This is a genomic window from Pseudomonas marincola, assembly GCF_900116605.1.
In the GTDB taxonomy this organism is placed as follows: domain Bacteria; phylum Pseudomonadota; class Gammaproteobacteria; order Pseudomonadales; family Pseudomonadaceae; genus Aquipseudomonas; species Aquipseudomonas marincola.
In genome coordinates, this window is record NZ_FPBC01000001.1 from 861,934 (window position 1) to 884,359 (window position 22,426).

Here is a 22,426-nt window from a genome sequence, read left to right on the forward strand (position 1 = left end):
GGGTGCTGCTAAGCAATCACTGATTAGCTTGCGGCTGCCCGGCCTTGGGCTTGAAGTACAGGGTCTCGCCACGATTGAGATTGGCCAGGCTCAGGTGATCTTTAGCCACCTCGGCCTCAATCAATTCGCTTTGCCCGGCCACCTTCAGGGTCACCCGGGTGATTGCACCGAGCGGGCGAATATCACGCACTTCAGCGGCCTGATGATCCGTTTCGGCATTACGCGAGAGGTGCACTTCATGCGGGCGGAACAGCACGTGGTGATCTTCACCCACATACAGGCGGTTCGCATCCCCGAGGAAGTGGTAAACGAAGTCGCTGGCAGGCTTTTCATAAACCTCGGCCGGTGTGCCGATCTGCTCGATCACACCTTTATTCATAACCACGATCCGATCGGCAACTTCCATCGCCTCTTCCTGATCGTGTGTAACGAACACCGATGTCAGATGAACCTCTTCATGCAAGCGCGCCAGCCAGCGGCGCAACTCTTTACGCACCTTGGCATCCAGCGCGCCGAAGGGTTCGTCAAGCAGCAACACCTTGGGCTCAACAGCTAGCGCACGGGCCAAAGCGATCCGTTGGCGTTGCCCACCAGAAAGCTGCTCAGGATAGCGATCCGACAGCCAATCCAGTTGCACCAAACCCAACAGCTCGTGCACTTTTTGCTTGATGACAGTCTCGCTCGGGCGCTCGCGCTTAGGCTTCATGCGCAAGCCGAATGCGACGTTGTCGAATACAGTCATGTGGCGGAACAAGGCGTAATGCTGGAATACAAACCCCACATTACGGTCGCGCACGTCGTGCTCGGAAACATCTTCACCGTGGAACTGAATAGAGCCGCTATCGGGTGTTTCCAGACCGGCGATAATGCGCAGCAGCGTCGTTTTACCGCAACCGGATGGCCCCAGCAGCGCAACTAGCTCGCCACTTTTGATATTCAGGTTGATCTCGTTCAGCGCCTTGAACGCATTAAAATTCTTACTGACGTTGGTGATTTCAATCGACATGTTCTTGCGTCCTCAGCCTTCTGGCGCGGGCGGTTAATTCGTACATATCCCGCAGCGATAATGACAGCAGGGAAACAGCGCCCAAGGAAGGAGGCTGATAAGGCGGTGTAAGTGTATCGGGTCAGGTGACGTATAACGACTGCACAGAGGTCTTCAGACCCTGACAAATCCAGCACACACGCAACCTTTTAAAAAGTTGAGCGAATCATAGGGCCGACCCTATATTCATAAAAATATCATTTAGTAACATTGATATTCGTTTTAAGCATATAAATCAAGATGCCGCGCCATCTACGCTCTGCCGGCGACCTTACTCTTGGCTTTGGATAATGCTGGCTCAAGCGAAACACCGGGCCAACAGTTGCCGAGCTAGCTGACTGATCAGAGCCCGTAGAGCAGCAATTAAGCTGCCTTGGCGCTACACCGAGGTTAACGCACCTAAAAATTCGATATCGTTATATACATAGCTCAAAAAATTACTTTTTAAGAATAAAAAACTTAGGCAGTATCACCGCCCATAAGTTGGCCGATGTGCCAGAAAAATTAAATGGAGCCTTAAATACAGGGCTCAGTGACGAGGAACGTCTTCATCATGCTAAAGAAATTGCTTCTGGCCAGCCTTATCTCTACCAGCCTGTTGAGCAGCGTATCTGCACTGGCTGACGACAAGCCGATCCTCAACGCTTCATACGACATCGCACGTGAACTGTTTGCCGAGATCAATCCTAAGTTCCTCGCCAAGTGGAAAGCCGACACCGGTAAAGAGCTGAAGATCGACCAGTCTTTCGCCGGTTCTTCGCGCCAGGCGCAAGACATCATTCAAGGCAAAAAGGTTGATACCGTTACCTTCAACCAGGTAACCGACGTCGACATCCTCGCCAAACGCGGTCTGGTACGTAAAGACTGGGCACAGCAGTTCCCGAACAACAGCTCGCCTTACTACAGCACCACCGCATTTTTGGTACGCAAGGGCAACCCAAAGAACATCAAGAACTGGGACGACCTGGCCCGCAGCGATGTGAAACTGGTGTTCCCAAACCCGAAAACTTCGGGCAACGCGCGCTATAGCTATTTGGGCGCGTGGTTGTATGCAAACGAGAAGTTCGCCGGTGATGAAGCCAAAGTCAAAAGCTTCGTCGGCAAGATCCTGCACAACGTACAAAACTTCCCAACAGGCGGTCGCGCCGCAACCATCGCCTTTGCCCAGAACGGCCAGGGTGATGTATTGCTGACTTTCGAATCGGAAGTGGTGAACATTGCCAACGGTGAAGAGTTCAAGTCCGGCGAATACGAAATCGTTGTACCGCCAGTCAGCGTTCTCGCCGAGTTCCCGGTGGCAATCGTCGATAAGGTTGTCGACTCGAAAGGCACCCGTGATGTTGCCAAAGCCTACCTGGACTTCCAGTACAGCAAAGACATCCAGCAACTGCTGACCACCTACAACTACCGCGTGCACAACCCGGAAGTCGTGAAAGCCACCGCCGACCAGTTCCCGCAGGTGCGCCTGATCAACCCGACAGAAGTACTCGGCAGCTGGGATGACATCACCGCCAAGCACTTCGATGCCAACGGTGTCCTCGACCAATTGCTGGCCGAAGGTCGCTAAGACTGCTTTGATTTGAGCAATACAGCAGGCCGCCGTCCATGATGGCGGCTTGTGCATTCAGGGACATTTGCGTGCTTACAACTCCCCGCTTTTTTGTGCAGAAACCCGTACTGCCAGGCTTTGGCCTGAGCTTTGGTTTCAGCACGTTTTATATTTCTCTGGTGATCCTGTTCCCTCTGTCGGCACTGCTGCTTTATGTCAGCGACATGAGCTGGGCGCAATATTGGCAGGCCATCAGTGATCCGCGCGTGGTGCAGAGCTACAAGGTGACGGTAAGCGGCGCGTTCTACGCCACGATCGCCACCGTATTGATCGGCATGTTGCTGGCCTGGATCATCACCCGCTATGACTTCCCCGGCCGCCGCCTGGTCGATGCTTTCATCGACCTGCCATTCGCGCTGCCCACCTCGGTTGCAGGTTTAACCCTGGCCACCCTGCTCGCACCGAGTGGCTGGCTGGGCATGTGGCTTGAACCGATGGGCATCAAACTGGCCTACGCCTATCCCGGCATTCTGATCGCAATGGTTTTCACCAGCCTGCCCTTCGTGGTGCGCACCGTGCAGCCAGTGCTGCAAGACATGGGACACGAATACGAAGAGGCCGCCCGGACCTTGGGCGCTAATCGCGTGCAGACTTTTTTCCACGTCGTATTGCCAACGCTATTACCGGCGTTGATGACCGGCGCATCGCAGTCATTCATTCGCAGCCTGGGTGAGTTTGGCGCGGTGATCATGCTGGCCGGCAACATTCCGTTCAAGACGGAAGTGTCCTCGCTGATGATTTTCGTGCGCTTGCAGGAATTCAACTATCCGGCGGCAGCAGCAATTGCCTCGGTGATTCTGCTGGCCTCTCTGGTACTGCTGTTCAGCCTGCAAGTGCTGCAGGGTCGAATCTTCAAATGGCAACGGCAAGGCAAATGAAAAAACCTCAACACTGGCACCAGTGGCTGTTGATCGGCCTTGGCTTGAGCCTCGTCACGCTTATTCTGCTAATCCCGCTGGCGCTGATTTTCAGCAAGGCGTTTTCCGGCGGTCTGGCCCTGTTGTGGGGCAACCTCAACGAAGACTACATGATCCACGCCATTGGCCTGACGCTGCTGGTTGCGGCCATGACAGTGCCAATCAATCTGGTGTTCGGCATCTTGCTCGCCTGGTGCGTAACCCACTACGACTTCCGCGGCCGCAAGTTGCTGACCACTGTGATCGACATTCCCTACGCGGTATCGCCCGTGGTGGCCGGCCTTTGCTATCTGGTGGTGTACGGCATCGAATCCTCGCTGGGCCGCTGGCTCTACGATCAAGACATCCAGCTGATGTTTGCCTGGCCGGGCATTGTCATGGTCACGGTCTTCGTCACCGCGCCTTATGTCGCGCGTATTCTGATTCCGGTGATGCAGGCTCAGGGCCAGGATGAAGAGACCGCCGCCATGTGCCTTGGCGCAAACGGCTGGCAGATTTTCCGCAATATCACCCTGCCGAAAATCAAGTGGGCATTGCTCTATGGCGTAGTGGTAACCAACGCACGGGCAGTGGGCGAGTTCGGCGCGGTTTCAGTCGTCTCCGGCACCATCATCAACCAGACGCTAACCCTGCCGCTGCTGGTTGACCAGCTCAACAACGACTACAAACCGGCCGCCGCCTTTACCGCCGCCGCATTGCTGGCGATGATGGCATTGCTGACCCTGCTGCTGAAAACCTTCATGGAATGGCGCCAACGCACCTTGATGCAGCGCGCCGAGGCCAGCTAGAGCCGGTATTCGCTGTAAGCACAGATTGAAAAAGACGCCCACGGGCGTCTTTTTCATGGCTGACGGTTTAGTCGCACCCCAGGTCAAAGGCTTTCATTGCGCCGTTTGTAGCTGAGCAGCCCGAGGTTAATTGGTGTGATTGGCCTGCGCCTGTAAGGGGAGCTTAATACCTGTTGGTAACCGACAGCAGCCAAACATTCAGCTACTTGCCTGCCACAACTTATTAAACCGAGAGTGCCAAGGCATCGCCTGTTCGATGCGCGCAGCCAGCGCTAGTAAATCGCTATCGGCGCCCATGGGCGCGACTAATTGAATGCCTATCGGCAGCCCTTCGCGGGACTCTGCAATCGGCAGGCTGATCGCCGGCACACCTGCAGCATTCACCCAGCCAGTGAAGATCGCATGGCCACGCGGACCGACTGGCTGGCCATCAATGGTCTCGGGATAAGCCTGTTCGGCGGGCCACGGCAGGGCGGCTGCCGTAGGCATCAACAGTACGTCATAGTCTGCAAACATTCGGTCGACTTCGACTCGTAGCGCCTCTACCTGTTCGATGATGGCCCATAAACGGCTCGCCGGCAGGCGCTCCCCGACGTCGGCGAGTTGTTGATATTTGGAAGACGCACCAGTGCGCCATTGTGGATAACTGGCAAACAGATGAGCCAGACCGATCTGACCAATCTCAGGCCAAGCCCGATTCAATGCACTCAGATCAATCGGCAGCTCGGCTGTTACAACCGTGCAGCCCAACTGCTCAAGCAAGCCGGCAGCTTCGGCCGTAGCGCAGCGCACCTGCGGATCTACCGGCGCGCCATCGAGAGTTTGTACATAGAGCACACGCTGCAATTGACGCCTGGCTTGCACCCGCGCCAATGAACGGCGATCGCGGGTATCCGCGCCAGACAGCAAGCTAAACATCAACTGCACGTCGGCAACGCTGCGCCCCACCGGCCCGACTACTTCAAAGTCCAAGAGCAAGCCGGGAAATCCTGCGCCCCGGGCAATCGCGCCGATTGAAGGCTTTAAACCGACCAGCCCGGTGTGCGCGCAAGGCCGACGGATCGAGCCGCCGCCATCGGTACACAACGCCAACGGCGCAATACCCGCCGCAACGGCCGCCACTGCACCGCCGCTGGAACCGCCGGGCGTGAGCTGGATGTCCCACGGATTGCGCGTGGTGCCAAACAAGGCGTTGCCGGTGTAACCCTCAAGGGTAAACTCCGGCACATTGGTTTTTCCCACCAGCACCGCGCCCATGGCCCGCAAGCGCGCCACAGGCAATTCATCAGCTGCAAAATTATCTGCCAACGCCGGGCATCCCCATGTAGCGGGCACACCGGCCATCAACAGATTGTCCTTGATGGTCATCGGGATGCCATCCAGTTCGCTCAACGGGCAACCTGCGGCATAGCGCGCCTGGCTGGCCAGCGCGGCGGCATGTGCATCAGGAGCCAGCGCGATAAGCGCATTGATTTGCGAATTGACCTCGGCAACTCGCTCAAGCACCGACTCGAGCGCTGCAACCGGCGACCACAAGCCCTGTCGAAAACCTTGCGCCAACTCGACTGCGCCCAGTTGCCATAGCTTGCTCATGCAGCCTTCCCCGGCAGCCAGGTGACGATATCCGGCATGGCTATAAGCAGTAGCGAGAACACCATCATGATCGCGGCGTACGGCAGCGCGCCACGAATCACATCCGTCATGTTGCCTTTGTCCGGGCGAATACCGTGCACCACAAACAGGTTCATGCCCACCGGCGGCGTGATCAGACCGAGTTCACACATCAGCACCACGAAGATTCCGAACCAGACCGGATCAATGCCCAGCGCGATGGCCATCGGGAAGGTGATCGGAATCGTCGCCACCTGCATCGACAAGACGTCCATGAACATGCCCAGCACCAGATAGAACACCACCAGCACCAACAGGAACGCCGTGGCGCTGAGGCCAAGCGAATTGACCCACGCCGACATGTCCTCAGCAACGCCCGTCAGGCTGATGGTCAGGTTAAGGATGAAGGCCGACGTGATAATCAGCAGAATCATTCCGGACACCCGCGCCGTCTGAATAAAGCAGGTGCGCAGGGTCGGCCAGTTCAGCGCCCGCGCAGAAGCTGCAAAACCCAGCGCTACCATCACACCTAGCGCCGCCGATTCAGTCGTGGTCGCAAGGCCGGTGTAGATGCTGCCCATGACCACGCCGAAAATCACCACAGGCGCAATCAGGTGCACCGAGGCACGCAACTTAAGCGCCAATGGCACGTTTGCTTCACGCATCGCCGCTTTTTCAGCGCCGCAATGGGTAAGCGCAATAAACAACATGAACAAACCGCTTAACAGCAAACCTGGAACGATACCGCCCATGAACAACTGGCCAATCGAGGTATTGGTCAGTGAGCCATAAATGATCAGGTTGACGCTCGGCGGAATCAGAATGCCCAGCGTGCCGCCCGCCGCCAACGTGCCCAGCGACGGCGCCACTGCATAACCGCGCGCCTGCAAAGATGGTAACGCCACAGTACCGACTGTTGCAGCAGTGGCCACCGACGATCCCGAAGTGGCGGCGAACAACGCGCAAGTGGCGATATTGGAATGCAGCAAGCCTCCGGGCAAACGCCCCATCCACGCCGACAACGCCAAATACATGCGGTCGGCAATACCGGCTCGCAGCAGAGTTTCACCGAGCAGAACGAACAGTGGAATCGAGGTCAGCAGATTATCGTTCTGCACGCCCCACACCACCGGAGAAATCGAATCGAGAAACGGCATGCCATACGCCAGCACACCACCAATAATACCAACAACCGCCATCACCACAGCAATCGGCAGACCTGCCAGCATCAGCAGAATCATCGCCACAAAGGCGATCAGTACAAATACGACACTCATACCGGCTTCACCTGGCTGCGTTGTTCGATGTTGCCCAGTTCTTCGGCCAGTTCATCTTTGGCCCCGCGTGGATTGAAGCCATGGTTCAGCGCATGAATGCGGCGGTTTACCAGCAAGTAGGTCGCCCGAACCGCCATGCCGAACGCTACCAGCATGAAAATCACCTGTCCGGCAAACCACAAGCTCTGTGGATAAATCAGCGGCGTTGCCCATGGCGTTTGTGCGGTGCTTTGATAGTCCAGCGTGTCGCGCACCACGCCCCAACTTAGGAAACCCAACAGGCCTGCAAAACTGGCCATCAGCACGCTGGAAAACCAGTTCAGCGCCGCCTGCCAGCCCGCCGACAAGCGCTCATAGAACACATCCACACGAATGTGATTACGCCCGAACAAAGCCAGCGTGAAGGCCAGCGTAGCCCCTACTGCCAAGGCATAGCCGCCCAGCTCATTGGCGCCTTGCAACGAGACGCCAAGAAGCTTTCGCGCCAGCACTTCGATGCTGATCCAGCCGGACAGGGCGATAAAGATGCCGCCAAATATCGCTGCAAGCGTGTTTTCGATACGCGACATGATGATCGCCCTCCGCTGAATGGTTTGGGTTACTTCAGGCCAACAACAGGACCGACCTTGGCTTTCCAGTCAGCCGAGCACTGTGGGTTGACCTTGTCGCATACGGCGGCCCAATTCGGCAGCGAAATAGACTGCAATGCACCTTTGAGCAACTGGCGATCGGCATCACTGGGCTCAACGCTGATCAGCTTGTATTTCTTGCCAGTGGTGCACGGTTCCGCGCCAACGTTGCAGTTCAGAGCATCCTTATAAAGCTCTTCGGAGTACGCCCAGATTTTGCTGTTAAGGATGTCGAAGGCTGTCTGCAATTTGGCTTGCTGCGCAGCGTCGAGCTTGTTCCAGGACTTGAGGGAAATGCCGTAGCCGTTCAGGCCCATCTGCACGCCGAGGGGAATCTGCCTAGTGGCAATTTCTGTCCAGCCTGCCGAGTTGGCCGAGCTTGGCCCGGTGATAGCGCAATCAACCACGCCGAGCGAAAGGGACTGATGCGTTTCAGCAAAGCTCATTGGCACCGGAATCCCGCCGATGGACTCAACGAACTGCGCAAGGTTCTGATCCGATACGCGCACCTTCAACCCCTTAACATCGGCAAAGCTTGCAACCGGCGACTTGCAAAAGAGAATTTGCGGACCGAAAGGCCAGACGCCCAGCAGCTTGACGCGAAACTGCTTCTGCAGGCGCTGATCGAGGGTATCGAAATAGGCATCTGCAACCTTGCGACCAGTCTCGTAGTCTGGGTTCAGGCCAACCAGATCAAGACCCAGCAAGGCCGGTTCATCACGCGAGTTTTGCGAGGCGCGGATCGAAACCAGATCGAACAGGCCGGACTTGAGTACACGCAATTGTTCGGTGTCCTTGATCCCGGTGGTGTCGATTGGCTTGTAGTCCACCGTGACCGGCAACCCGGTATTTTCAGCAAAGTTCTCGAAGAACGGCTGCTCGATGTTCTTCTGGATCAGGCCGGTTGCCAGCGGCTGGCCGATTGCCTTCCATTTGATCGCTTCATCCGCCTGAGCGGAGCTGATTGCAAGGGTCGCGATCAAGCTGGCAACGAGGGGGGTGATTCTCATAAAGGGCAAACTCCTGGACGATTGGCTGTTTTGTGGGTCAGCGAACTGCAAGTGAGTACATAACTTTCAAATGTATTGCGTACATTCTTGAAATCACTTTTGCAGGTATTGTGCCAATCAGCTGTATACCCCTGCGTAGCGGGAAAGGCTGCTCGCTGCTTGCCTGAAGTGATCACGTACCGGGCATGAGACTGGCACCGCGAGGGTGCGCGACGCTGAAGGAGGCACCGCATGAGTGCAGTGTGTTGTGTCACTTGACAGCGAGAGGGGTACTGCTCATTGTTCAGAATTATTGGGTACAATATTTTTGTACAATTGATTGAGGCTGAATCGTGGAATCAACCAACAAGCCGGGCATTAATGAAATTGCCGACCGCATCGTCAACGCGATCATGGAGCACCGGCTGCCGCCCGGCATCAAGCTTGCGGAAGAGAAACTGGCCAGCGCGTTCGGGGTCAGCCGCACCAAGATTCGCCAGGCATTAACCCGGCTGGCCAAAGATGGCCTGGTACGCCTGACGCCCAACCGCGGCGCCTTTGTGGCAAGCCCAACCGTACAGGAAGCGCTCGACCTGTTTGCCGTGCGCCGCCTGCTCGAACCCGAGGTTATTCGCAACACCGTTGAACGGGCTGGCAAGGCCGAAATTGACCGCCTCAACCAGCATTTGAAGCTCGAAGCCGAGGCCCGCGCACGTCACGACCGGCGAGCAATCATCAAGCTTTCCGGTGAATTTCACATGCTTCTCGCCGAGGTATCCGGCAACAGTTTCATCAGCAAGATGATGGCTGAACTGTGTCCGCTTACTTGCCTGATCATTGCCCTGTACGACTCGCCGCAAACCCCGGCCTGCCCCGAAGACGAGCACAGCAAGATCGTCGAAGCAATTACCGCCAAAGACAGCGATAAGGCCATTGAGCTGATGCTCCATCATCTCAACCATGTCGAGCAGGAACTCAATCTGGGTGGCCACAGCAAGCCCGATATCGACTGGGACCAGATGTTCGGCTAAGCCATTCGCCAGCCGCCCAGCCCGTACACCTGCCCTGCAGAGGTTGCCCGTCCCCGGAGGCAACTTCTACAGGAAACACATGCCGTTCTATCCCCAGCGCGCCTCCAGCCTTGACCTTGTCGAGCAATTATTGGCAGGCATATTGCTTAGATAAACTCCAAGATTGCATCCAATTTTGTTTTTTATTATGGATGCACATATATTCAAACCAATAGGCTCATGCGCTGGGCTGCAGATAAACGGATCTTCATTAATGACTAAACGTATTCGGCTCGGCGTGCTGACGCCCTCCTCCAACACCGCACTGGAACCCATCACTTCCGCAATGGTTGCCCAAGTGCCAGGCGTTACGGCGCACTTCTCACGGTTTACGGTGACTGAAATATCGCTGGCCGAGCAGGCACTCGGCCAGTTCGATGACAGCAAGATTCTCGCCGCGGCCAAGTTGCTCGCCGATGCGCACGTCGATGTGATCGGCTGGAGCGGCACTGCCGCAGGTTGGCTTGGGTTTGAGCACGACCGTAATCTGTGCCGCCGCATCACCGAAGCCACCGGTATTCCTGCTACCACCTCGGTGCTGGCGCTGAATGAGATCCTCCAGCGCACGGGCCGCGAAGACTTCGCTCTGGTTTCGCCCTACACCGCCGATGTGCAGCAACGCATCATCAACAACTACACAAGCGCAGGCATTGCCTGCAAGGGCGAGTCGCACCTGAATATCAGTGTGAATTTCGACTTTGCCGAAGTGGATGCACAAACCCTGACCCGCCAGGTCATGGATATGGCCAAAACCAACCCTGCTGCGATTCTCACCTACTGCACCAATCTGCAAGCCACACCACTGGTTAAGGAATGGGAAGCCGAATTGGGCATCGCAGTAATCGATACCACTGCCACTGTCGTCTGGAAAATGCTGCGCATGTGCGGTATCGACACCACAACCATCAACGGCTGGGGCCGTTTCTTTGCGGAGGCCAAATAACATGGCTGCATTCGATCTGGTCATCCGCAACGCCCGTTGCGCTACCGCGGCCGACACCTTCAATGCCGACATCGGCATCATTCAGGGGCGCATTGCCGCGCTTGGGCTCGACCTTGCTGGCGGCGCAGAAGAAATTGATGCGGCCGGCCGCTGGGTATTGCCCGGCGGTATCGACGCGCATGTCCATTTCGACCAGCCGACCAATGACGGCTCGCGCATGGCCGATGACTTTCTCACTGGCACCCGCTCGGCAGCCTGCGGCGGCACCACCACGGTGATCCCGTTCGCCTGCCAGCAAAAAGGCCAGAGCCTGCGCGCGGCGGTTGAGGACTATCACCAGCGCGCCGAAGGCAAGGCCAGCGTTGACTATGCATTCCACCTGATTGTCGCGGACCCGACCGACAATGTGCTGGACGTCGAACTGCCCGCGCTGATCCGCGAAGGCTACAGTTCGTTCAAGATTTACATGACCTACGATGATCTCAAGCTCAACGACCGGCAGATCATCGACGTGCTCGCCATTGCCCGCGCCGAAGGGGCGATGGTGATGATCCACGCGGAGAACACCGACTGTATTTCGTGGCTCACCGAGCGCCTGCTCAAGCAGGGTAAAACCGCACCCCGCTACCACGCGCAATCGCGGCCGATGCTGGTTGAGCGGGAAGCCACGCACCGCGCTATCGCCCTGTCTGAGTTGGTCGATGTACCGATTTTGATTGTTCACGTCTCGGGGCGTGAAGCGGTCGAGCAGATCCGCTGGGCGCAAGGTCAGGGCCTGCGCATTTATGCCGAAACCTGCCCGCAATACCTGTTCCTCACTGCAGAGGATCTCGGCCTTGAAGACGATGAACACAACCATGGGGCGAAATGCATTTGCAGCCCGCCGCCGCGCGATAAAGCCAACCAGCAAGTGATTTGGGACGGCCTTGAGTCAGGGCTGTTTCAGGTGTTCTCATCTGACCACGCGCCCTTCTGTTTTGATGGCCCGGACGGCAAGAAAGCGGCCGGCGCAGACGCCAGTTTCGACAAGATTCCCAACGGCATTCCCGGCGTCGAAACGCGCCTGCCGCTGCTGTTCTCGCACGGCGTACTCAATGGCCCGCTGGAGATGAGCCAGTTTGTCGCGTTAACGTCCACCAACCCGGCGAAAACCTACGGGCTGTATCCACGCAAAGGTTCTATCGCCGTGGGCGCCGACGCCGATCTGGTGATCTGGGACACCGGCCTCGAGCGCACGATCAAAAATACCGATCTGCACCACGCCGTCGATTACACACCCTATGAAGGCATAGCCGTGAGCGCCTGGCCTGCGATTACCCTGCTGCGCGGCGAGATCGTCTGGCGTGACGGCGAGTTCACGGGACAGGCTGGCAAGGGCCAGTTCCTGCCGTGCGACTTACCCACACCCGCGCACCCGAAAACCCGCAAGGACCACTCATGACCGACACATCACAACTGCACGATGCACTGATCGAGACGTGGCGTTCGGGCAAGCCGCTCAGCGAGGAAGCCGCTACTCGTTTGGCGCCGGCCGATAATCAGGCGGCGTATCGTGTTCAGCATCAGGTGGGCGAGGCGTTGCAATGGTTTGCGCAGGGCCGTCCACACGCTTGGAAAATTGGCGCGGCCAGTAAGGAATCACTGCCCACCGCCGCCCCGATTGCCGATGCGGTGGTTATTCATGGCTTGCCAGAAAGCCCTGCACAGTTGCCACTGAGCGCACGCCACACATTGTTTGGCATTGAGGTGGAACTGGCCATTCGCTTGGCCCGCGACTTGCCGGCAAGCACCGATGCCGCGCAAATAAAGGCGGCGATTGCCGAGGTCATTGTCGCCATTGAAGTCTGCGATGTGCGGGCGCAGGCGTGGCAAAAATTGCCAGCCACGTTTCGGCTGGCAGACCAGCAGATGAATCGCTGGCTGATTCTTGGCAATACGACTGCGGGAGGCTGGCAAGACGACTACGCGCAGCGTGGCGTGCAATTACAGGTGAATGGTGCGCCAGTTGCACTGAAGGACTCGCGTCACCCGCTGGGTGATCCGCTGTGTCTGTTGCCGTGGTTGTGCAATCACGTCGCCGAGCAATATCCGGCTGGGCTGCGCGCAGGCGACGTCATCACCACCGGTACCTGGACCGGATTGTATGAGGCGCAACCGGGCGACCGCATCTGCGCCAGCTTCGACGGGCTCGGCGGCGTTGCGCTGAATATCGCCAACGCCTGAACCGCCTTGCTAACGCAGGGCCCGCATCAGGGCCGCATCGGCCGCCGACTCGCCGCGACTGGCTTGCGTCAGTTGTTCGGCGAAAGGCAGTGAGGCCAGCGGCCGCGCCTCTACGCTGTCAATTGCCGCGCCATTGCGCCCGGATGCACCGCTGATGGGGCGCATTTGCACCTCGAACGCGTTGAAGTTGATGTCCAGGATGTAACGATCAACAACGCCATTTTCCCGTTCAATGCGCAACTGCAGCGCGATCCCATCCACGTTTGCAGGTCGGTCCATCGACAAATGGCCTAGCCCATCACCCCGCGCCCATACGGGCAAGGCCCCGCCATCGGCAGCACTGAAACGGGCACGCACGATCCGCTGCTGCTCAGCGTCCAGTTTGTTGATCACATCCAACCATGCGCGAGGCCCGTGCGTATGCATCTGCACCGTGGCTTTGCCATCGTGCGAGGTCACGGATGCGGCCGACTCTGCCGCCGCATCATAACCATCACGGCCGTGGATCACGCTGCTCTGCTGCAAGTGTCCGAACAGGCCCAGATCACCGTTGTTGCCACGGCTACGCTCGTCGATGCCAAACAATGACGACACGCCATTGGCCGCTGCCAGTACAGCACCATCGCCCGACAACGTAGTAATGCCATTGAGATCATTGAGCTGATCGATCCCCAACTCCTCAATTGCGGGCGGGTTCAACCATGCCGGTGAATCCGAACGATCCGGTGACTGCCGCCCGGGAGTAAAGCTGGAGCCCGGCGCTTGCGGTTCAAGGTGGACGATGTCCTGATTGAGCAGATCAGTGAAACTCAGCGTGCTCGTGCTAAAGGCCTGTCCATCGGTAATCGTATAACTGACCACAGGCACAGGGCCGTTGTAGTCTGGCCCCGGAATCAACACAAAGCTGCCATCGGCGCCCAGAGTCAGGGTGCCAATCAACGTGCCATCGGCGCTGGTCAGTTGCGTGCTGGTCGCGCCATTATCCGGCACGTTAAAACGCTCGGCGATGCCATCTCCGTTGGTATCGACGGCAAAACTGCTGACCCGCAGCGGGTCGCCATCCGGATCGCGGTCGTTGCTCAGCACATTGCCGGTTGTCGGCGTGTTGGCAGTGGCTGTAATCGGGCCATCGGCCACGGCAACCGGCGGATCGTTAACCGCCACAACCGTAATCGAAATAACCGCCGTGGCCGTGCCGCCTTGGTCATCACTGACCACGTAAGCGAATCGAGTAACGCCATTGAAGTCAGGCGCGGGGATGAACGTCAGAGCGCCGTTGGCCGCCACGCTCACGCTGCCGTTGGGCACCGCAATGTTCTGCGCCACACCGGGCGTGAGCTCCACGCCGTTAATCGACTGCACCCGCAGCGCATCGCCGTCAATGTCCACGTCATTGAGCAGCGGCGTAATCACCAGCGGCGTGTCTTCCTGCGTGGTGTATGGATCGTCCTGCGCGACCGGCAGATCGTTCACCGGTGTGACATTAATGCTTATCGTCGCGGTGGCCGTGTCCACGCCATTGCTGATCACATAGCTGAAACTCAGCGGGCCGTTGAACTGCGGCGCGGGCATAAAACTCAGGCTGCCGTCGGCGGCGATGTTAATCGCGCCGGTCACTACACCCGCCGCGTTGGTCAGCTGGATAACTTGCGCACTGCCTGGCGTTAGCACCACGCCATTGATTGACTGAATGCTCAGCACGCCGCCGTCTATATCCACATCATTGAGCAACGGCGTGAGGGCCACAGGGGTATTTTCTGCGGTGCTGTAGCCATCGTTGTTGGCGACGGGCAAGTCGACAACAGGATTAACAATAATATTGATCGTGGCGGTTGCGGTGGCCGCGCCATCACTGATCACGTAAGCCACGTTGAGTGTGCCGTGTGCGTTGGCGGCGGGCACAAAACTTAGCGCGCCGCTGGCGCTCACGTTAATCAGCCCGGCGTTACTCACGGCAATGCTTTGCGCCACACCGGGGGTAAGCGTGACGCCGTTGATTGACTGAATCGTCAGCGCCTGGCCGTCGGGATCACTGTCGTTATCCAGTGGCGTGAGCGCGATGGCCACATCTTCGTTGGTGATGTAGGCATCGTTGACGGCCACGGGCGGGTCGTTAACCGGCGTGACAATAATGGCCACCGTTGCACTCGCGGTGGCGACGCCGTCGGTAACGACATAACCGAAACTCACCGGCCCGTTGTAATTGGCCACCGGGGTGAAACTCAGGCTGCCGTCGGCCGCAACATTAACGCTGCCGATAGTCGTCGTGCCGTCGCTGATTGCGATGCTTTGCGCCATGCCCGGCGTCAGCACAACGCCGTTGATTGATTGCAGCGTCAGGCTGGTTTGCGGGTTGTCCACATCGGTGTCGTTGGCCAGCAGATCCAGCGCAATCGTGGTGTCTTCAGGCGTGGTGTAGTTGTCATCCACCGCCACCGGCCCGTCATTGGCACCGCTGATGATAATGCGCAGTTGCGCGCTGCTGACGTTGCCGTCGCTGTCGGTGATTTGATAGGTGAATACATCGACCCGGCTCTCGCCTGCCTGCAATGCATCAACCACCGGATTGCTGTTATCCAGCACGTAGGTGTAACTGCCATCCGCGCTCAGGGTCAGGTTGCCATAAGTGCCCGCCAACGCCGTTACCGGAACAAAATTGGCATTACCGCCCACCGTTACCAGCGTGACCGGTGTTGCAGTGGTGTCTGCACCAAGGATGTCGTTGCTGATCAGCGAGCCGCTGACACTGCCCGGCGCGGCGTCTTCGGTGATGCTTTGCTGATCGTCCTGCGCCTGCGGCGCATCGTCGACGATCTCGATCCTGAGAAACTTGGGAAACGCCGAGGTGTCGTTATTGACGCTGTCGATCATGCTCAGCGCAATGCTGTCGAACACCTCACCAGCGCTGTGATCGGCAGCGCTAAGCAGGGTGAAGCTGTAACTCACTTCACCGCTCACCGCATCGTAGCCGGTCAGGATCAACTGGCCATGCGCCGTGTCGATTGGCGCGGAGGCAGTGGTGTTGAAGCCGTCCAGTTCGGCAGCGCTGTAGGTCACCGTGCCGTTACTGCCTGTCAGCGTCAGGCTGGCCAGCGGCGATTGCGGGCTGGCGACAAAGAAGCTGCCGGCATACACCTCGCCCACTCCCGACGCATTGCTGCCCGTCGCCAGATCAGACTCAAGAACGCTGCCGCCATCGGTGCCAATCAGCGTTGGCGTGCCGTAGATTGAAACGGTCAGTGTGGTTACCGCCGAACTGCCGTCCGCATCAACAATCTGATAGGTGAACGTGTCGCTCAATGACTGCCCGGCGGTAAGCGTCGCCACTGCCGGGTTGGTGTAAAAAGGCGTGTAGGTGTAACTGCCGTCGGCGTTTAGAATCAGCTCGCCATAACTGCCGGCCAGCGGCGCACCAAGATTGCCGGCGCTGAGGCTGTTGGCCGCCAGACCAACGCTGGCAATCGCATTGCCAGCGCCCAAGTCATCGGCACCAATCACATCGGCAACCCCGTCGGTGGCGTCGGGATCGACTCCGCCAACACCGGTGAAGACGTTACCCGAGGCGATGCTGCTGGGCTGGGAGTCGATATTGATAACGTCATCAACATCCGCCCTGGCCAACGGCGCATCATCAATAATCTGTACAGCCAGCGTGCCCGCATTGAAGATGAAATCACCGTCAATGTCGGTCAGGCTCAGGATGAAGCTGTCCGTTACCAGCGCAACCGTGTGGGCAGCAGTGCTGAGCAAGGTGTAGCGGTACTGCACTGCGCCACTGGCGCTGTCGTAGCCATTTATTTGCAGGGTGCCGTTGCTGCCGGTAATGGTGATCGGCGTGGTGGCCGAGGCCTGCAATTGCGCCAGCGTGATATCGCCGGACCCACCCAGGCTGAAACTGCTCAGGTTCGCACCTGGCCCCATACTGAAAGTACCGTCAAGAATGCGCCCGCTGGCATCGGGTGAGGTGCCCGTGGCCAGCGCACTTTCCTTGACCGCGCCATCGGTGCCGGCCGCCGCGCCATCACCCAGACCGCTGACCGTGACATCGTCCGGTACGGCAGTCACGTTAATGGTCACCGTGGTGGTTTCGGTTACACCGCCAGATGTGACGGTGTAACTAAAACTGGTGACGCCGTTGAAGTTGGCGGGCGGCGTATAGATCATATCGCCGTTGGCGCTAAAGCTGACGCTGCCCTGCCCGGCTGGCGGCTGGGTGATCGCAGTCACCTGCGCGCCAGGATTCTCGAAACTGTCGGCGCTGGCACCGCCCGCGCCCGTGAGTACGTTGAAGCTGATTGGCGTGTCTTCATTGGTGGTGATCACGTCGGCAACGCTGTCTGCCACCGGCGTAACCGTAATGCTCACGGTGGCGCTGGCAGTGCCGCCATTGCCGTCGCTAAGCTCGTAAGCAAAACTCACCGGCCCGTTGTAATCGGCCGTGGGCACAAAGCTCAACGCACCATCCACCGCGACATTCACCGTGCCATTGCTGACGGCGATGCTCTGCGCCACACCTGGCGTAAGGGCTACGCCATTAATCGACAGCACTTGCAGCGTATCCGGGTCAACGTCGCTGTCGTTGGCCAAAAGATCCAGCGCCAGCGCCGGGCCATCCTCGGCCATGCTGTAGGTATCGTTGACCGCCACCGGCAGATCATTCACCGGCGTCACGATGATAGTCACCGTCGCTGTGGCAGTTGCCCCAGCCGGGTCTTGCACGATGTAGGCAAAACTGACGCTGCCGTTGTAGTTGGCCACCGGCACGAAATTCAGCGAGCCATCGGCGGCCACATTGACGGTGCCGGTGTTGCCGGGCAGAACAATGCTTTGCGCCACACCTGGCGTGAGGGCGACGCCGTTAATCGACTTGATGCTCAGTTCGCTGGCGAGGTTGTCGACATCCGAATCATTGGCCAGTAAATCGAGTGCCACTGCTGTGTCTTCAGCGGTGGTGTAGCTGTCGTTCACCGCAACCGGCGGATCATTGACCGGGGTAATATTGATGGTAATGGTCGCGTTTGCCACGCCGCCTTGCCCATCGGTTGCCGTGTAGGCAAAGCTCACCGCGGCGGTGCGATCGGGGTCCGGAGTGAAGCTCAGGCTGCCGTCAGCGGCGACATTCACTGTGCCGCCGGATACCGCAATGCTCTGCGCTGTTCCGGGCGTCAGGGCTACGCCGTTGATCGACTGCAGGCTCAGCGCATCGCCGTCGACATCGCTGTCATTGAGCAGCGGCGTCAGCGCAACCGGGGTGTCCTCGACCGTGGTGTAGGTGTCGTTCACTGCCACCGGCAAATCATTCACCGGCGTCACATCGATGTTAATCGTCGCGTTTGCTGTTAACCCGGCCGCATCCTGCATTACATAGCCGAAACTCACCGGCCCGTGATAATTCGCATTCGGGGTGAAACTCAGGCTGCCGTCGGCGGCCACCGTGACCGTGCCGTTATCGACCAGAATGGTTTGCGCCGTGCCGGGCGTGAGCGTCACGCCATTGATTGATTGCACGCTGAGCACATCGCCATCGACATCACTGTCATTGAGCAATGGAGTCAGGGCGACGCTGGTGTCTTCGGCCGTGCTGTAGGTGTCGTTCACCGCCACCGGAGGATCATTCACCGGTGTCACATTGATGGTGACCGTGGCGCTGGCGATTGCGCCGTTGGGGTCCTGCGCCTCGTAGACAAAACTCACCGGCCCGTTGAAGTTCGCAGCCGGAACAAAACTCATCGTGCCATCGGCGGCGATCTGTACCGTGCCGGTATTACCGGGCAGCACAATGCTCTGCGCCACGCCCGGGGTCAGCGCGACGTTATTGATCGACTTGATGCTCAGGGTTTCGCCATCGGCGTCGCTGTCGTTGGCCAGCAGCGCAAGCGCTACTGCGGTGTCCTCGGCGGTGGTGTAGGTGTCATTGACCGCCACCGGCCCATCATTAGTACCAGTAATGGTGATGCGCAGTTGTGCGGTACTGACATCACCGTCGCTGTCAGTTATTTGATACGTGAACAAATCCACCCGCACTTCACCGGCTTTTAGGCTATCGACACTGGGGCTGGCGTTGTCCAGCACATAGGCGTAGCTGCCATCGGCATTCAACGTCAGTTGACCATAACTGCCTGTCACTGCGGTGCCGACATTGAGCGCTGCCACCGTGCCGCCAACCCCGACGGCCGTCACTGGCGTTTGCGTGGTGTCGGCGCCAACGGTGTCGTTATCGAGCACCGAACCTGAAACCGTATCCGGCGCCGCATCTTCGCTGATGGCCGCCGCGTCTGCGGTCGCCAGCGGCTGGTCGTCGACAATATTGATCGACAACAACTTAGGGTTCGGTGCCGAGCTGTTACCCGCCGAATCTGTCACGCTCAGAACTAAACTGTCGGTCACTGCCGCCGCACTGTGATCGGCCTCCGAAGTCAGGGTGAAGCGATAACTTACCGTGCCGGTGGCTCTGTCGTAACCGCTGATCACCAGTTCGCCATGCGTGGTGATAATTGCAGGTGATGGAGCCGCGTCGCTGAATCCGGCGAGTTGCGTCACGGTAAAGGTGGTGCCGTCGACCGTGAGACTTTCTACCGGGAATTGGCCGCTGGCGATAATGAAACTGCCAGAAAATTCAGCACCGCCCGCCACTGGATTGCTGCCTGTTGCCAGCCCCGATTCAAGCACCGAGCCGCCGTCGGTGCCGACCAGCGTTGGCGTGCCGTAAATATTCAGGGTCAGGGTGGTGGTTACGCTGTCGCCATCGGCATCGGTGATTTGATAAGTGAAACTGTCGCTCAGTGATTCACCCGCCAGCAGCGCTATCACATCGACATTGGCGAAATCCGGCGTGTAGCTGTAACTGCCGTCGCTGTTCAACGTCAGGCTGCCGTAATTACCCGCCAACGGCAGGCCGACGTTGCCCGCTGCCAGCGCATCGCCAGTCTTGGCCAGCGCGGTTACCGCACCTCCCGCCGACTCGCCGTCTGCGCCAATGCTGTCAGCGACACCGTCGGTAATGTCGGGGTCTGCACCGCCAATGCCGGTAACCACGTTGCCATTGGCCACACTGCTCGGTTGCCCGGCAGTATTGAGCACGTCATCAATATCTGGCCGGGCTATTGGCGCATCATCGACCACCTCCACCGCCAGCGTGCCCGCGTTGGCTGTCACATCGCCATCGCGGTCGGTCACGCCGATGATGAAACTGTCATTCACCGAGCCCGCACTGTGATCAGCCACGGCGGTCAGGGTGTAGGTATAACTCACCTCGCCAGTGCTGCTGTTATAGCCATTGATTACCAGCTCGCCGTAACTGCCGAGCACGGTGATTGGCGTTGCTGTCGAGGCCTGCAACTGGACCAGGGTTATTGGCCCGGAACCGCCCAGACTGAAGCTGAGCAGGTTCGCCGCCGGGCCCATGTTGAAACTGCCATTGAGCACCACACCCGCCGCACTCGGCGCCGTGCCATTGGCCAGAGCGCTTTCCAGCACGGCGCCATCGGTGCCGTTGGCCGCGCCGTCGCCCAGCCCGCTGACGGTAATATCATCAGGCACCGAGGTGACATTGAGGGTGACGGTGGTGGTTTCAGTCACGCCGCCCGAGGTCACGGTGTAGGTAAAACTGGTGACGCCGTTGAAGTTGGCGGGCGGCGTGTAGGTCATGTCGCCATTGGCAGTGAAACTGACACTGCCCTGCCCCGCTGGCGGCTGGGTGATCGCGGTTACCTGCGCCGCAGGATTTTCAAAGCTGTCGGCGCTGGCCCCGCCCGCGCCGGTGAGCACATTGAAGCTAATCGGCGTGTCTTCATTGGTGGTCAGCGTGTCGGCGACAATGTCCACCACCGGCGAGACGCTGATGCTGACGCTGGCGTTGGCCGTGGCACCGCTTGCGTCCTGCAGCACATAGTTGAAACTGACCGCGCCGTTGTAGTCGCCCGTCGGGGTGAAACTCAGACTGCCATCGGCGGCTACATCAACGCTGCCGTTAGTCACGGCAATACGCTGCACACCGCCGCTGAGCAACACGCCATTGATTGACCTGACACTCAGCGCATCGCCATCCAGATCGCTGTCATTGGCGGTCAGATTGAGCGCAATCGGGCTGTCTTCTGCCGTGCTGTAAACATCATTCACCGCCACTGGCGGATCATTGACCGGGGTGACGGTGATGCTGACATTGGCGCTGGCAACTCCGCCCTGGCTGTCTTGCACCTCATAGGCAAAACTCACGGCGCCATTGAAGTTCGGCGTCGGGATAAAGCTCAGGCTGCCATCGGCCGCCACGCTCACGGTGCCACCTGTAACCGCAATGCTTTGTGCGACGCCGGTCAACTCGATGCCATTGATCGACTTGATGCTCAGTGCGTCACCGTCAACATCGCTGTCGTTGAGCAGCAGGTCGAGTGCCAGCGCCGTGTCTTCGGCGGTGGTGTAAACATCATCAACAGCCACTGGTGCGTCGTTCAACGGCGTCACGTTAATGGTGACCGTGGCCGTCGCTACACCGCCGTTGCCATCGCTGACGCTGTAGTCGAAGTTCACCACGCCATTGAAGTTGGCGGCGGGGATAAAGCTCAGGGTGCCATCTGCCGCCACATTCACGGTGCCGTTTGTGACCGTAATGCTTTGCGCAGCGCCGGTCAGCGTCACGCCATTGATCGACTGCACGCTCAGGCTATCGCCTTCAACGTCGCTGTCGTTGGCCAGCAGGTCCAATGCCAGCGGCGTATCTTCGGCGGTGATGTATGCATCATCAACCGCCACCGGGGCATCGTTACTGCCGTTGATGGTGATGCGCAATTGCGCGCTGCTGATATCACCGTCGGCATCGGTAACTTGATAGGTAAACAGATCAACCAGCGATTCGCCGGCCTGCAATGCATCAACGCTGGCATTGCTGTTATCCAACACGTAGCTGTAGCTGCCATCGGCGTTGAGGGTGAGTGCGCCGTAACTGCCAGTGACTGCGCTGGCGACATTGCCGGTGCCCGCTGTACCGCCCCCACCCTGACGCCGGTGACCGGAGTGGCGCTGGTATCGGCACCGAGCTGATCGTTGCCAGTCACGCTGCCGTTAATGGTATTGGGCGCAGCATCTTCACTGATGCTGGTCGCATCGTTGGCGGCGATGGGCGCGTCGTCGACGATCTCGATAATGAGCTGGTTTGGATACGCCGAGGTGTCGTTACCGGCGCTGTCGGTCAGGCTCAAGGTCAGTTGGTCAAATACGCGGCCACCGCTGTGATCGGCAGGCGTCAGCAGAGTGAAGCGATAGTTCACAATACCGGTGACGCTGTCAGCGCCGGTCAGTACCAGTTGCCCATGTGCGGTGGTAATGGCAG

At 58.6% G+C, this 22,426-nt stretch carries 13 protein-coding genes; 7 read left to right on the forward strand and 6 right to left on the reverse strand.

All coding sequences use genetic code 11. From position 1 onward, the window contains the following. Positions 1-16: 16 nt before the first annotated feature. Positions 17-1,006 (reverse strand): sulfate/molybdate ABC transporter ATP-binding protein, encoded by a 990-nt coding sequence (locus BM395_RS04115; RefSeq protein WP_090509012.1) that lies wholly within the window; start codon positions 1,004-1,006, stop codon positions 17-19. A 592-nt stretch (positions 1,007-1,598) separates the two neighbouring features. On the opposite strand from BM395_RS04115, the gene cysP reads away from it, so the two are divergent. From cysP to cysW, 3 genes are read left to right on the forward strand one after another with little or no spacing between them, the layout of a single operon-like run. Then, on the forward strand, positions 1,599-2,612 hold the full coding sequence (cysP, locus tag BM395_RS04120) for a thiosulfate ABC transporter substrate-binding protein CysP (protein WP_090509014.1): 1,014 nt from the start codon (positions 1,599-1,601) through the stop codon (positions 2,610-2,612). A 41-nt stretch (positions 2,613-2,653) separates the two neighbouring features. Continuing rightward, positions 2,654-3,532 carry a sulfate ABC transporter permease subunit CysT gene (gene cysT, locus BM395_RS04125; RefSeq protein WP_069899721.1) on the forward strand — a complete coding sequence of 293 codons (879 nt, stop codon included), beginning with the start codon at positions 2,654-2,656 and terminating at the stop codon, positions 3,530-3,532. Beyond that, positions 3,529-4,359 (forward strand): sulfate ABC transporter permease subunit CysW, encoded by an 831-nt coding sequence (gene cysW / locus BM395_RS04130; RefSeq protein WP_069899604.1) that lies wholly within the window; start codon positions 3,529-3,531, stop codon positions 4,357-4,359. The genes cysT and cysW overlap by 4 nt, the downstream gene beginning before the upstream one ends. 198 nt (positions 4,360-4,557) lie before the next feature. On the opposite strand, the gene BM395_RS04135 is transcribed toward cysW, so the two are convergent. The 4 genes from BM395_RS04135 to BM395_RS04150 are packed head-to-tail and all read right to left on the reverse strand — an operon-like array spanning position 4,558 to position 8,886. Next, complete coding sequence (locus BM395_RS04135; protein ID WP_090509016.1) at positions 4,558-5,952, reverse strand: amidase; 1,395 nt, start codon at positions 5,950-5,952, stop codon at positions 4,558-4,560. Further along, positions 5,949-7,247 (reverse strand): TRAP transporter large permease, encoded by a 1,299-nt coding sequence (locus tag BM395_RS04140; protein WP_090509017.1) that lies wholly within the window; start codon positions 7,245-7,247, stop codon positions 5,949-5,951. Before BM395_RS04140 ends, BM395_RS04135 begins: the two co-directional genes overlap by 4 nt. Beyond that, a complete protein-coding gene (locus BM395_RS04145) occupies positions 7,244-7,816 on the reverse strand; it encodes a TRAP transporter small permease subunit (protein WP_069899607.1) in 573 nt (190 codons plus the stop codon). The genes BM395_RS04140 and BM395_RS04145 overlap by 4 nt, the downstream gene beginning before the upstream one ends. A 29-nt stretch (positions 7,817-7,845) precedes the next feature. Then, positions 7,846-8,886: a TRAP transporter substrate-binding protein gene (locus tag BM395_RS04150; RefSeq protein WP_090509019.1), complete on the reverse strand. Its 1,041-nt coding sequence runs from the start codon at positions 8,884-8,886 to the stop codon at positions 7,846-7,848. A 332-nt stretch (positions 8,887-9,218) separates the two neighbouring features. On the opposite strand from BM395_RS04150, the gene BM395_RS04155 reads away from it, so the two are divergent. The 4 genes from BM395_RS04155 (at position 9,219) to BM395_RS04170 (ending at position 13,101) form a co-directional block, all read left to right on the forward strand. Beyond that, positions 9,219-9,896 (forward strand): GntR family transcriptional regulator, encoded by a 678-nt coding sequence (locus BM395_RS04155; RefSeq protein ID WP_201970346.1) that lies wholly within the window; start codon positions 9,219-9,221, stop codon positions 9,894-9,896. A 253-nt stretch (positions 9,897-10,149) separates the two neighbouring features. Continuing rightward, positions 10,150-10,878 carry a maleate cis-trans isomerase family protein gene (locus BM395_RS04160; protein WP_090509021.1) on the forward strand — a complete coding sequence of 243 codons (729 nt, stop codon included), beginning with the start codon at positions 10,150-10,152 and terminating at the stop codon, positions 10,876-10,878. Between the two features lies 1 nt (position 10,879). Beyond that, positions 10,880-12,319, forward strand: coding sequence for a dihydropyrimidinase (gene hydA / locus BM395_RS04165; RefSeq protein ID WP_090509026.1), 1,440 nt, complete (start codon positions 10,880-10,882; stop codon positions 12,317-12,319). Further along, the gene (locus BM395_RS04170; RefSeq protein WP_090509028.1) at positions 12,316-13,101 is read left to right on the forward strand and encodes a 2-keto-4-pentenoate hydratase; all 786 of its coding nucleotides are present in this window, start codon (positions 12,316-12,318) and stop codon (positions 13,099-13,101) included. The genes hydA and BM395_RS04170 overlap by 4 nt, the downstream gene beginning before the upstream one ends. Before the next feature lie 9 nt (positions 13,102-13,110). Here the strand turns inward: BM395_RS04170 and BM395_RS04175 are convergent, their stop codons facing one another. Next, positions 13,111-21,996 carry an Ig-like domain-containing protein gene (locus tag BM395_RS04175; protein WP_090509030.1) on the reverse strand — a complete coding sequence of 2,962 codons (8,886 nt, stop codon included), beginning with the start codon at positions 21,994-21,996 and terminating at the stop codon, positions 13,111-13,113. Between the last annotated feature and the right edge of the window lie 430 nt (positions 21,997-22,426).

Coding starts and splice junctions, on each gene's coding strand:
- cysP (WP_090509014.1), top strand. CDS start 1,599: ATGCTAAAGAAATTGCTTCTGGCCAGCCTTATCTCTACCAGCCTGTTG.
- BM395_RS04145 (WP_069899607.1), bottom strand. CDS start 7,816: ATGTCGCGTATCGAAAACACGCTTGCAGCGATATTTGGCGGCATCTTT.
- cysT (WP_069899721.1), top strand. CDS start 2,654: ATGGCGGCTTGTGCATTCAGGGACATTTGCGTGCTTACAACTCCCCGC.
- BM395_RS04150 (WP_090509019.1), bottom strand. CDS start 8,886: ATGAGAATCACCCCCCTCGTTGCCAGCTTGATCGCGACCCTTGCAATC.
- BM395_RS04135 (WP_090509016.1), bottom strand. CDS start 5,952: ATGAGCAAGCTATGGCAACTGGGCGCAGTCGAGTTGGCGCAAGGTTTT.
- BM395_RS04170 (WP_090509028.1), top strand. CDS start 12,316: ATGACCGACACATCACAACTGCACGATGCACTGATCGAGACGTGGCGT.
- BM395_RS04140 (WP_090509017.1), bottom strand. CDS start 7,247: ATGAGTGTCGTATTTGTACTGATCGCCTTTGTGGCGATGATTCTGCTG.
- BM395_RS04160 (WP_090509021.1), top strand. CDS start 10,150: ATGACTAAACGTATTCGGCTCGGCGTGCTGACGCCCTCCTCCAACACC.
- cysW (WP_069899604.1), top strand. CDS start 3,529: ATGAAAAAACCTCAACACTGGCACCAGTGGCTGTTGATCGGCCTTGGC.
- hydA (WP_090509026.1), top strand. CDS start 10,880: ATGGCTGCATTCGATCTGGTCATCCGCAACGCCCGTTGCGCTACCGCG.
- BM395_RS04115 (WP_090509012.1), bottom strand. CDS start 1,006: ATGTCGATTGAAATCACCAACGTCAGTAAGAATTTTAATGCGTTCAAG.